Annotated in this window: 8 protein-coding genes and 1 tRNA gene; 8 read left to right on the forward strand and 1 reads right to left on the reverse strand. The window is 63.7% G+C overall.

Annotated elements, in window-relative coordinates:
* Positions 1-92 precede the first annotated feature (92 nt).
* The 5 genes from HMPREF7215_RS00170 (at position 93) to thiC (ending at position 5,829) form a co-directional block, all read left to right on the forward strand.
* Positions 93-168, forward strand: a tRNA-Ala gene (locus HMPREF7215_RS00170).
* Between the two features lie 140 nt (positions 169-308).
* Complete coding sequence (locus tag HMPREF7215_RS00175; RefSeq protein WP_040549910.1) at positions 309-1,301, forward strand: NADH:flavin oxidoreductase; 993 nt, start codon at positions 309-311, stop codon at positions 1,299-1,301.
* A gap of 499 nt (positions 1,302-1,800) precedes the next feature.
* Positions 1,801-2,967 carry a hypothetical protein gene (locus HMPREF7215_RS00180; RefSeq protein ID WP_009163517.1) on the forward strand — a complete coding sequence of 389 codons (1,167 nt, stop codon included), beginning with the start codon at positions 1,801-1,803 and terminating at the stop codon, positions 2,965-2,967.
* A 69-nt stretch (positions 2,968-3,036) separates the two neighbouring features.
* Complete coding sequence (locus tag HMPREF7215_RS00185; RefSeq protein WP_232205494.1) at positions 3,037-4,215, forward strand: M20 metallopeptidase family protein; 1,179 nt, start codon at positions 3,037-3,039, stop codon at positions 4,213-4,215.
* A gap of 300 nt (positions 4,216-4,515) precedes the next feature.
* Positions 4,516-5,829: a phosphomethylpyrimidine synthase ThiC gene (gene thiC / locus HMPREF7215_RS00190; protein ID WP_009163520.1), complete on the forward strand. Its 1,314-nt coding sequence runs from the start codon at positions 4,516-4,518 to the stop codon at positions 5,827-5,829.
* Positions 5,830-5,995: 166 nt separating this feature from the next.
* Here thiC and HMPREF7215_RS00195 read toward each other — a convergent pair whose 3' ends face one another.
* Positions 5,996-6,610, reverse strand: a complete 615-nt coding sequence (locus HMPREF7215_RS00195; protein ID WP_040549908.1) for a cytidylate kinase-like family protein — start codon at positions 6,608-6,610, stop codon at positions 5,996-5,998.
* Positions 6,611-7,318: 708 nt separating this feature from the next.
* On the opposite strand from HMPREF7215_RS00195, the gene lysA reads away from it, so the two are divergent.
* The 3 genes from lysA to HMPREF7215_RS00210 all read left to right on the forward strand — a co-directional run bounded on the left by lysA (position 7,319) and on the right by HMPREF7215_RS00210 (position 11,355).
* Positions 7,319-8,623, forward strand: coding sequence for a diaminopimelate decarboxylase (gene lysA / locus HMPREF7215_RS00200; protein ID WP_050768833.1), 1,305 nt, complete (start codon positions 7,319-7,321; stop codon positions 8,621-8,623).
* Between the two features lie 34 nt (positions 8,624-8,657).
* Positions 8,658-10,334 (forward strand): Na+/H+ antiporter NhaC family protein, encoded by a 1,677-nt coding sequence (locus tag HMPREF7215_RS00205; RefSeq protein WP_050768834.1) that lies wholly within the window; start codon positions 8,658-8,660, stop codon positions 10,332-10,334.
* 271 nt (positions 10,335-10,605) lie between these two features.
* Positions 10,606-11,355, forward strand: coding sequence for an acyl-[acyl-carrier-protein] thioesterase (locus tag HMPREF7215_RS00210; protein ID WP_009163526.1), 750 nt, complete (start codon positions 10,606-10,608; stop codon positions 11,353-11,355).
* The last annotated feature ends 122 nt before the right edge of the window (positions 11,356-11,477 follow it).

The following is an 11,477-nucleotide window of genomic DNA, read 5'->3' on the forward strand; positions in this document are numbered from 1 at the left end:
CGCGGGGCGCGCGGAGAATATTGCCCCCTCTTGCAATTTTGATGAAGTCGTGCTAATATGCACAAGTCATCCGGAACGCGGATGGCGCATCTGGGGGTATAGCTCAGCTGGGAGAGCGTTTGAATGGCATTCAAAAGGTCAGGGGTTCGAATCCCCTTACCTCCACCAGAGGAATGTACGGCGTCCGAAGCGATTCGGGCGCCGTTTTTTGTCGCTTCGTTCCGATCTTGAAATCGGAGGCCGGCTGCCCCATAATGAAAGCCGAGCTGTTTTTTTTCACAAAATCGGTGCTGAAAGAGGCGATGTCGATGCGACTTTTGCAGGAGCCTGTGACGATCAAAAACGTGACGCTGAAAAACCGTCTGGTGATGCCGCCCATGGCGACGGAAAAGGCCGATCGCGGCGCGGTGACGGCGGCGACGCTGGCCTGGTACGACGAGAAGTCCCGCGGCGGCTTCATCGGCCTGGTCGAAACGGAGCACTGCTACGTCAGTCCGGAAGGGCAGGCGAGCCCGTGCCAGCTTTCGATCTCGCGCGACAGCGACGTCGAAGGACTGAGCCGGCTGGTACGGACGGTGCACGCCAACGGCTCGCCGCTTGTGGCTCAGCTGAACCACGCCGGCAGCTTGGCGAAAGAAGAGGTGACGGGGCTGCCGGCGTACGGCGCTTCGGCGGTGACGAACCCGCGCCGCGGTACGCGCGCCCCCGTGGCGCTGGACGCGGCCGGGCTGGACAAAATCGTCCGCGATTTCGCCGCCGCGGCCCGCCGCGCGAAGGAGGCGGGCTTTGACGGCGTGGAGCTCCATTCTGCTCACGGCTATCTGCTCGACCAATTTTATTCGCCGCTGACGAACCGGCGCGGCGACGAATACGGCATTTCGCCGGAAAACCGCGTGCGCCTGCACGGCCGTGTGATCGCCGCGGTGCGCGAGGCCGTCGGCGACGATTACCTCGTGGCGTTGCGCCTGGGCGCCGGCGATTACATGCCCGGCGGAGCGACGGCGGAGGACGGCGCGCGGGCGGCGGCATTCTTCGAGCGCTGCGGCGTCGACATGATCAGCCTGTCCGGCGGCATGTGCGGTTACATGGTGCCGGGGCTGGACGGCGAGGGCTATTTCAGCCGGCTTTCCGCGGCGGTGAAGGAAAAGGTTTCCGTTCCCGTGCTGCTGACCGGCGGCGTCGTCACCGGCGCCGGCGCGGAAAAACTGCTGCGGGAAGGGAAGGCCGACCTGATCGGTGTGGGGCGCGCGATTCTGAAGGATTCCGGCTGGGCGCGTCGCGTCATGGGCGAGGAACGCTAGGAAGAGACCCTTGAGAGCGGCGGGATGACGAATGATCTCGTTCCCCTTCGCTTTTTGTTTTCGAAAAAAAGCGCGAGCGGCCCCTGCGGGAACTCTCCGGAAACGGCGCGGAGCTGGGCCTGTTTTCCGGAAGACGCGAAAGTGACGGAATCTTTTCTTTGTTCTGGTATTGACTTTTGTCCGTCTGCGTGATAAAAATGTCTTCATCCGCGGTTCGCGGTGATTTCATTCGAGAGAAAAGGAGCTTCCGCGCCATGAAACGGATTTGCGACAGCCATTTCTGCTTTGGCTTTTATTACGGCGTCCATTGCGTGGGAATCTCCTTGAGGTCCGACGTTTAAGACGTCGTGGCGCAAAGATCAAGGACCGGTCCCCATGCAGGGGGGCCGGTTTTTTTATTTCCCTGTTTTTACCGAAACGCCTTTTCCGGAGAGGCGTTTTACGTAAAATGAGCGCTTGAAAAATTTTTCGTTGCCAATTCCCGAAAGGTGGGGTATTTATGGATCAGTTAAGCGCATTGACGGTCATCGCTCTCGTGTACGCTGCGGCGAACCTTCTGGCGATGAAGACCCGTGCCCGCGTGAGCATGATGTTCATCTGCTCGGTGATTTTCCTGGCTTTGTTCTGGAGCGGGGTGCCGACGACTCTTTTCGAGGACAGCAAGATGGTGCCGCTGGCCACGTCGTTCATCGCCCTGCTGATGGTGCAGATGGGCAGCATGATGGATGCCCGCAAGCTGCGGGAGGAGTGGAGGACGGTGGCAGTGTCGTTCCTCGGCATGTGCGCCGGCGCCGGCGCGATCCTGCTGATCGCGTCGCCCTTCATCAGCTGGAACTACGCCGTGGCGGCGACCGGCCCGGTGTCGGGCGGCGTCGTGGCCGGGCTGATCATGACCGAGGCGGCCGACGCCAAGGGGCTGACGGCGATCGGCGTGTTCGTGACGATGCTGCTGACGGTGCAGGGCTTTTTCGGCATTCCCATCGCTTCCAACTGCCTGCTGCACGAGGGCAAAAAGCTCAAAGCCCGTTTCGCCGCCGGCGAGCGCGCGCTGGCGGCGGGGCAGCCCGGCACGTCCAAGTGGGAGAAACTGATCCCGCCGATGCCCCAGCGCTGGCAGACCAGCTACGTTTACATCGCCAAAGCGTTCGCCGTCGCCTGGCTCAGCTTCAAGGCCGCGTCCTTGCTGGGCAACGCCGTGCATCCTTTTGTGATGGCGCTGCTTTTCGGCATCGTCTTTCACGAGCTGGGCTTCATCGAGACGAACATCATGACGCTGGGCAACGCGAACGGCATGGTCATGTTCGCGATCATGATCCCCATTTACATCAGGCTGGCCAAGGCGACGCCGCGCATGATCCTCGATCTGCTCGGGCCGCTGTTCATTGTTTTCGGCGCCACGGTCGCCGGCATCTTTATCGCTTCCATCCTTTTGAGTAAAATATTCAAGTACAGCTGGGGCCTTTCCGCGGCGCTGAGCGCCACGTGCATGATCGGTTTCCCCGGCACGCTGATCATCTCCGAGGAAGTCGCCGCTCAGCTGGGCGGCAGCGACGAAGAGCGGGAGTTCGTCCTCTCGCACGTGCTTCCCAAGATGCTCATCGCCGGATTCACTACGGTCACCATCGCCTCCGTGTTCCTGGCGGCGTTCCTCGTCAAGTTTTTCTAGTTTTGCGGCTGAAAGCGGCCCCGCGGCGCGGGGCCGACAATTCAAACGATTCGAAAGGGGTCTTTTATGATGGCAGACAGGCAGGACAGCGTCACACGCGCTTCCGAAGCGGCCGTGGCCTTGCGCCGCGAGCTTCACCGTCACCCGGAACTTTCCTGGCGCGAGGTGGAGACGACGAAAAAAATCGCCGCCCGGATGGCGGAACTCGGCGTTTCCGTGATCAAAAAAGGATTCAAGGGCACTCAGTGCGGCCTCGTCGCCGAGATCAAGGGGGCTAAGCCCGGACCGACGCTGATGATCCGCGCCGACATCGACGCGCTGCCCGTCGCCGAGGATCCGTCCCACGACGTCGCGTCCGAATGCGCGGGCGTCATGCACGCCTGCGGGCACGACGCCCACGCGGCCATCCTCGTCGGCGTCGCTCAGGTGGTGCAGGAGCACCGGGACGAACTGTGCGGCGCGGTGAGGTTCCTGTTTCAGCCCGCCGAGGAGGCCGGCCCCGGCTCCGGCGCGCCGGCGGTGATCGCCGACGGCGCGCTCGAAGGCGTCGACGCGATTATCGGCGAGCACGTGCAGAGCCAGATGCCGGCCGGTAAAATCGGCTGGAAGAAGGGGCCGATGATGGCCTCCGCCGACATCTGGGACATCGTCATCCACGGCAAGGGCGGCCACGGCGCCAGCCCGCATCAGGCCGTCAATCCGATGCTCTGCGCCGCGGCCCTGATCCCCGCCCTGACAGCCATCGCGCCGCAGGAAGTGAGCGCGCTCGAACCCGTCGTCGTAGGTATCGGCGCCATCAAGGCGGGCGAGGCCCGCAACGTCATTCCCGACACCTGCACGATGTGCGGCACCGTGCGCTGTTCCAACATGGAGACGCGCGAAGCCATGCCCGAACGTTTCAAACGTATCGTCGATGGTATCGCCTCCGCGTGGGACTGCACGGCCGAGCTGAAGTACGAGATGGTTTATCCGGTCACCGTCAACAATCCCGGCGTCATCGACTGGATTCTGGACGTGGCGAAGGCCGAGGGGCTTGAGGAAAGCCTCGTGGAGCGCGAGCTCAGCATGGGTTCCGAGGATTTCAGCTACTACGGCGAAAAAATCCCCGCTGCCTACATCAACCTCGGCATGGGGACCGGCGCGCCGCATCACAGCGCCGAGTTCCGCGTCGACGACGCCGTCGTGCCGCTGGGCGTAAAACTGTTTTCCGCGCTGGCGCTCGACTACGGCAGAAGCCGCGGGAAATAAAGCCTCTCGTGCCGCGGGGCGCCCTCGCCATCCGCTTGCCAAATCGGCCGCGGCCTGCTAGACTTGTCACGCATCAAACGAAGAGCGAACCGGGGAGCTTGCGTCACGCAGGCTGAGAGGGAACTGGCGTTCCGACCCGCCGAACCTGCTGGGATAATGCCCGCGGAGGGAGACGCAGAGAAAACGATTGGAGCGGACTCCGCAGTTGGAGTCCGCTCCATTTTTTGCGTTTCGGGAACGACGCCGGTCCTGTGGAATTTTCGCTGCGAAACAGCGGAAGCAGGAAGGGGAACCCGTCACATGGAACGAAATTACAGCACGCAGATGGAAGCGGCGCGCAAAGGCATTGTCACGCCGGAGATGGAGATCGTCGCGAAGAAAGAACGCCGCAGCGTTCGGGAACTGATGGGCTGGATGGCCGAGGGCACAGCCGTGATCCCCGCCAACCGCGGGCATCGGGGCCTCGAACCCAACGGCGTCGGCAGCATGCTCAAGACCAAGATCAACGTCAATCTCGGCGTCAGCCGCGACTGCAAGGACTACGACGTGGAAATGCAAAAGGTGATGAGCGCCGTCGCTCTGGGCGCGGAGGCGATCATGGACCTGTCCAGCCACGGCGACACGCAGCCTTTCCGCCGCAAGCTGTGCGGCGAGTGCCCCGCCATGATCGGCACCGTGCCCGTGTACGACGCGGTCATCCATTACCGGCGCGACCTTTCCACGCTCAGCGCTCGGGATTTCGTCGACGTGGTGCGCCTGCACGCGGAAGACGGCGTCGATTTCGTCACGCTCCACTGCGGCATCACGCGCAAAACTATCGAGCAGATCAGAAGCTGCGGACGGGCGATGAACATCGTCAGCCGCGGCGGCAGCCTCGTTTTCGCCTGGATGTGCATGACCGGCGAGGAAAACCCGTTTTATTCCCATTTCGACGAGATTCTCGACATCTGCCGCGAGCACGACGTCACCATCAGCCTCGGCGACGCCTGCCGCCCCGGCTGTCTCGCCGACGCCACCGACATCTGTCAGATCGAGGAGCTCGTCCGCCTCGGCGAGCTGACTCGCCGCGCCTGGGCAAAGGACGTGCAGGTCATGGTCGAAGGGCCGGGGCACGTGCCGCTGGATCAGATCGCCGCCAACATGAAGGTGCAGCAGACCATCTGCCGGGGCGCGCCGTTTTACGTGCTCGGCCCCCTCGTCACCGACGTCGCTCCCGGTTACGACCACATCACCGCCGCCATCGGCGGCGCCGTGGCGGCGGCCAACGGCGCGGCCTTCCTGTGCTACGTCACGCCCGCCGAACATCTGGCCCTGCCCAATGTGGACGACGTCAAACAGGGCATCATCGCCAGCCGTATCGCCGCCCACGCCGCCGACATCGCCAAGGGCATTCCCGGCGCGCGCGAACAGGACGACCGCATGGCCGCGGCACGGCGCAAGCTGGACTGGGACGCGCAGTGGCTGGAAGCCGTCGATCCGGAGACCGCCAAAGCAATCCGCGCAAGCCGCGCCCCCGAAGACGACCACAGCGAAACCTGCAGCATGTGCGGCAAGTTTTGCGCCGTGCGCAGCATGAACAAGGCGCTGGCCGGCGAGTACATCGACATTCTGTAAAAACGAGCCGCCGCGGGGACGCAAAAAGATTCCCCGCGGCGGCTCGTTCGTTGTCGAAAAGCGACACCTTATTTTCAGTCAATAGTTTGCAAAGAAGCGTCATCCGTCATCCCAAACCGGGTGTTCCACGTGGAACATTTTGATCCGTCTTTGTCTGCGGCCAGTTTTACCCGAACCGCCGTGCGGTCTCGACGATCAGGGCCGCGGCGGCTTCGCAGCCGAAAGCGCTGCTGTTGAGCGTGAGGTGGTAACGGTGGATATGGCCCCACTTGCTGCCGGCGTAATACTGGTAGTGCTTGGAGCGGATCTTGTCGTTGCGCTGCACGGTTTTCTCGGCTCCCTCCGCGGGCAGACCGTATTCGCCGACGGCGCGGGCGACGCGGTCGGCCAGCGGCGCGTGGATGAACACGTTCAGGCAGTCGGCGCGGTCGCGCAGGATGTAATCGGCGCAGCGCCCGACGATGACGCACGGCCCCTTTTCGGCCAGCTCGCGGATGATCTTGCTCTGCAGGATAAAGAGGTTGTCCGAAGCGGGCAGCCCGTCGTTGATGAACATCGAGTTGGCGTAATAGCCGTTGGCGGCCAGGTTGAACAGATAATTGGGCGTGACCTGCTCCTCGGTGTTTCTGATGTAATCGATGGCAAAACCACTCTTCTTGGCGGCGAGGTCGATCAGGACCTTGTCGTAGAATCCGTACCCCAGCATTTTGGCAGCCTGTTCGCCGATGCTGCGTCCGCCGCTGCCGTACTCGCGACCGATGGTGATGATGCGTGCTGTCATGTGAATCAGTCCCTCCTGCCTCTGAGAATGGATTTTTATGCGGATTGTCCGGGGAAAAATAAGTGCCGCCACGGAATAAAACCCTTCCTCCTTATGATAAAATACCACAAACGCCGACTTTTTTCCAGCAGCAGACTGAAGCGGCGACGGTCCCGCCGCGGGGTCGGGGAAAAATGCGCTCGCGAAAAACGGCTGTCGGAATTGCCGCAACAGTGAAAACTTGTTTCGATTTCGCTCTTGACAGACGGGAAACTGCGATTATAATTTTCACCAACAGATGAATAGGGATAAAGGCGATGAACCGGATCCCGTCGATTCGTCATTTTCGCGGCTCCAGAGAGGAAACCCCACAGGCTGAAAGGGTTTCCGCGTGAAAGAATCCGACGGGCAAGGCCCGGGGAGCTGGAATTGAAAAAGCGCACCGAGCGCCGGAGTAAATTTCCCGGATTGACCCTCGTGATCGGGTCCGAGCGGGATGCGGCGATGCGTCCAAGCAGGGTGGTACCGCGAGACTGTTTTCAGACTCGTCCCTACAGCGTGGGGGCGAGTCTTTTTGCTTCCCGCGCTGTCGCGGTCCTCCCGGCGGGGCGGCTGCGTCCAAGCAGGGTGGTACCGCGTGCCGAGAATGAGAAGCGCGTCCCTGTGTATTTGCGAAAAATACACGGGGACGCGCTTTTTTATGAACTTTTCCGAAGGGATGGGATGGCAATGAATCATTTGATCTGGGGCGGTTGCGACACGGTGGATCTGGCCGGGCGATACGGCACGCCGCTGTACGTGATGGACGAAACGATGCTGCGCGATCGCTGCCGGCGGCTGAGCGCCGCGGTGGCGGGGCGAAACGCGCGCGTCTGTTACGCCGGCAAGGCTTTTTTGAACGTCGCCATGGCCCGTCTGGTCGACGAAGAAGGGCTGTGCCTCGACACGGTGTCGCCGGGCGAGTTCCGCATCGCCTGCGCGGCGGGCTTCCCGATGGAGCGCGTGACGCTGCACGGCAACGCTAAGACGGAGGCGTTCCTCGCCGCCGGGCTGGAACGCGGCGTCGGCACGGTGGCTGTCGACAGCGAAGACGAGCTGGCGTTGCTGGCGCGCCTCTGCGCGAAACGCGGCGCTCGGCAGAAGATCCTGCTGCGCCTCAGCCCCGGCATCGAGGCGCATACGCACCGTTTCATCCAGACGGCGCAGAAGGACTGCAAGTTCGGCGTGCCGCTTGCGCATCTGGAGCGCGCCGTGCGCTTCGCCCTCGGCGCGACGGGTCTCGACCTGGCGGGACTGCACGTCCACGTCGGCAGCCAGATCCGCGACGTCGGAACCTACCTGCAGGCGGCGGACCGCATGACGGAGATCATGCGCAGCCTGCGCGAGGCGACGGGCTTTGCGGCGCGCGAGCTCGACCTCGGCGGCGGCTTCGGCATTCCCGAGCGTCCCGGCGCGGCCGGGGCGCCGGCGGAACGTTTTGTCGCCGCTATCCTCGACCGCGTCGACGCGCGCTGCGCCGAACTGAGGCTGGCTCGTCCCGAAGTCGCCTTCGAACCCGGGAGATGGGTGGCGGGTGAAGCGGGAATTACGCTCTACACGGTGCAGGGCGTCAAGGAGATCCCCGGCGTGCGCACCTACGTGGCGGTAGACGGCGGCATGACGGACAACCCGCGCCCGCAGCTTTATCAGGCGGAATACGGCGTGCGGCTGGCCAACGACACGGAGCGCCCCGCGAACCGCCGCGCCGCGATCGCGGGGCCGTGCTGCGAGACGGGCGACGTGCTGACGCTCGACACGCCGGTGCCGGAACTGCGCCGCGGCGACGTGCTGGCCGTGCCGCTGACGGGCGCCTACAATTATTCCATGTTCAGCACCTACAACTGCGCCCTGCGCCCCGCGGTGATCTTCGCCCGCGACGGACAGGCCCGCGTGGCGGTGCGCCGGCAGACGCTCGACGAGCTGCTGAACGGTCAGACGGACTGGGCGGAGAATCCGCGGCGGCGCGCCGCCGATGGGCCCGGTAAAACGGTATGAGCCGATTTCGATTTTCGAGGAGGAGGTCTTTGTGATGTCTCAGCGTCGAATTTCTTTGGTGCTTTTCGTCGCGGCCGCTCTCTTTGCTGCGCTTTGCGGAACGGCGTGTGCCGCCGCGGACGAAGCGGCCTCGCCCCACTTCGGGGTTCTGTCGCTGCTGCCGCCTGTGGTCGCTATCGTGCTCTGTCTGACCACGCACGAGGTCATTCCCTCGCTGTTCGTCGGCAGCTGGATCGCCGGCACCATGGTCAACAACTGGAATCCGATTTACGGTTTTGGCGCGGCCATCGAGAACATCTGGAACTCGCTCGGTGATCCGTGGGGGGCCCGCATCTTCATGACGTGCATCGTCATGAGCGGCATGGTCGGCGTCATGCAGGCGGGCGGCGGCGTGCGCGCCGCCGTCAACGCCCTGTCGCGCAGGATCAGAAACAGCCGCAGCGCCATGCTTTTTACCGAGCTGGCCGGGATCGTGATTTTTTTTGAGGACTACGTGACCGCCGCCGTGGTCGGCACGACGATGCGTCCCATTTCCGACAGCTACCGGGTGTCGAAGGAAAAACTGTCCTATCTTGTGGACAGCACGGCCGCTCCGGTGGCGGCCATCGCCGGCGTCTCGTCCTGGGTGGCCTATATGGTCGGCCAGATCGGCAAACAGTACGGCGAACTCGGCATTCAAGGCAGCGCCTACAACACGTATCTTCGGTCCATTCCGTTCGTGTTCTACAATCTGATCGCTCTTCTGCTGGTGACGCTGGTGGTCCTGAGCCGCCGCGATTTTGGGCCGATGCTGGCCGCCGAGCGCCGCGCCCGCAGCACCGGCAAAGTCCTTCGCGACGGCGCCATGCCGTTGACGAGCGCGGCCGGGGATCCCGACCTCGAGCCGGCCGAAAACGCGCCCGACCGCGTCGTCAACTTCGTGCTGCCGGTCGTGTCCCTCGTGGTTTTCATCGTCGGCATGCTGCTGGTCACGGGAGGTTTTCCAAAAGCGGGGTTGAGCGAAGCCATGGCCAACTCCGACAGCTCGCTGGCGCTGATCTACGGTTCTTACGCCGCGGCGGTGATGACGCTGGCGCTGTTCCGTCTTCAGCGCGCGGCCAGCCTGAGCCGCCTGTTCCGCGGCTTTCTCAAGGGCGGCCAGGCGGTCTTCGTCGGTTCGATGATCCTCATTTACGCCTGGGGCATCAGCGCTTCGATCAAATCCGTGGGCACGGCGGCGTATCTCGTCTCGGTCACGAAGGACTTTCTCGCGCCCGGCTGGATCCCGCTGCTGACCTTCCTGACGGGCATGGTCATCTCCTTCTGCACGGGCACGTCCTACGGCACGATGGGAATCCTGATGCCTATCGTCGTGCCGCTGCTGGCCAAAGTTTCGGCCGCGGCCGGCATCGACGTGACGACCTACATGCTGCCCACCGTCGGCGCCGTGTTCGCCGGCGCCGTTTTCGGCGATCACTGCAGTCCCATCAGCGATACGACGATTATGTCGTCCATGTTCTGCGGCGCCGATCACATCGACCACGTCAAGACGCAGCTTCCTTACGCGCTTCTGGCGGGCGTGGGGGCGGCGGCAGGCTATCTCTGCATTGCCCTCGGCCTGAATCACTGGCTGTCGCTGGCAGTCGGGGCGGCGCTGGTCGCGGCGGCCTTCTTCGCCGTGTCCGGCCGCGTCGATGACTACGCTCCCGCCGGCGCCGAAACGCGGGATTGAAACGCGCGGCTCGCCCCAGGCGGACCGTAAGGACGCAGGAAACTGAATTTGACGAACGAACGATGATGTTCCACGTGGAACATTTTGCGCGTCCCCCGATGACGGCCGAACCATCGGGGGACGCGCTGTCGGCGGGATCTGCTCGGCATTCCGTTTTTTGGAACCGGCGCGGCGGACGCGCCGGGATCGCTGCGTGGTAAAATTGTCGGAAAGGACAATGTTCGTTTGCCGCCGTTCATTTAGAATCGGCCCGGAGAGAGGAAGATAGCCCATGGACCTGATGTTCACGAAAAAATTCGCGGTCCCCCAGTCGGAGGTGACGCCCTGCCGCGCGCTGAAACCGTTTCACCTGCTGAACATGCTTCAGGACGCGGCGGACGGCGCCGTCGACGCCATGAATCCGCCGCCCGACTACTGGCGTTGCGGCTGCGCATGGATGCTGCACCAGTATTCGATCCGTCTCGACCGGCCGCTGACGAGCGGCGACGCGGGGACGATCAACACCGGACACATGCCGCTGCGCGATCTCTATTCGGTGCGCCGCTTCCGGCTGCTCGACGGGCAGGGAAAGCAGACCGGCCTCGCCGACAGCATGTGGATCTTCGTCGATCTGGCCTCGCGGCGCCCCGTGCGGCTGAGCCGCCATCTGCCGGAGGTGTTCATGGAAAAGGTCGAGGAAACGCCGTTCGAGCCGATCTTCGCGGCGCCGAAAAGGCTGGAGCGCGCGGACCGGTCCGTGCGCCTGCACGTGCGCCTCGGCGAGCTGGACGCGAACGGCCACGTCAACAACGCCTATTATTTGAGCTGGGCCGCCGAGGCTGTGCCGCGCGAGGTCTACATGAGCTGCGGCCTCGTCGAGGCCGACATCCTCTACAAGCATGAAGCCGTCTACGGCATGGACCTGACGGTGACGACGCAGCAGGACGGCCTGGACTTCCGTCACGAGATCCGCAGCGACGGCGGCGAGCTGATCGCCCAGTTCTCGACGCGCTGGGCCGAAGTGGGGAGCGCTCGGTCATGATCGCCGCGGCGGATCTTGGCGGGCACACGCTGACGGCCGGGCTGGTCGAAAGCGGGCGCGTGCTGCGCAAAAAGACCGTGCCGACGCCGTCGCCGCGCACGCCGTCAGCCGTCTGCGCGGCG

This window comes from Pyramidobacter piscolens W5455 (genome assembly GCF_000177335.1).
GTDB classification, from domain to species: domain Bacteria; phylum Synergistota; class Synergistia; order Synergistales; family Dethiosulfovibrionaceae; genus Pyramidobacter; species Pyramidobacter piscolens.

What these genes read in the sequence shown, in the direction of transcription:
- thiC (WP_009163520.1), top strand. Translation starts at nt 4,516, where the DNA reads ATGGAACGAAATTACAGCACGCAGATGGAAGCGGCGCGCAAAGGCATT.
- HMPREF7215_RS00175 (WP_040549910.1), top strand. Translation starts at nt 309, where the DNA reads ATGCGACTTTTGCAGGAGCCTGTGACGATCAAAAACGTGACGCTGAAA.
- HMPREF7215_RS00195 (WP_040549908.1), bottom strand. Translation starts at nt 6,610, where the DNA reads ATGACAGCACGCATCATCACCATCGGTCGCGAGTACGGCAGCGGCGGA.
- lysA (WP_050768833.1), top strand. Translation starts at nt 7,319, where the DNA reads ATGAATCATTTGATCTGGGGCGGTTGCGACACGGTGGATCTGGCCGGG.
- HMPREF7215_RS00185 (WP_232205494.1), top strand. Translation starts at nt 3,037, where the DNA reads ATGGCAGACAGGCAGGACAGCGTCACACGCGCTTCCGAAGCGGCCGTG.
- HMPREF7215_RS00180 (WP_009163517.1), top strand. Translation starts at nt 1,801, where the DNA reads ATGGATCAGTTAAGCGCATTGACGGTCATCGCTCTCGTGTACGCTGCG.
- HMPREF7215_RS00210 (WP_009163526.1), top strand. Translation starts at nt 10,606, where the DNA reads ATGGACCTGATGTTCACGAAAAAATTCGCGGTCCCCCAGTCGGAGGTG.
- HMPREF7215_RS00205 (WP_050768834.1), top strand. Translation starts at nt 8,658, where the DNA reads ATGTCTCAGCGTCGAATTTCTTTGGTGCTTTTCGTCGCGGCCGCTCTC.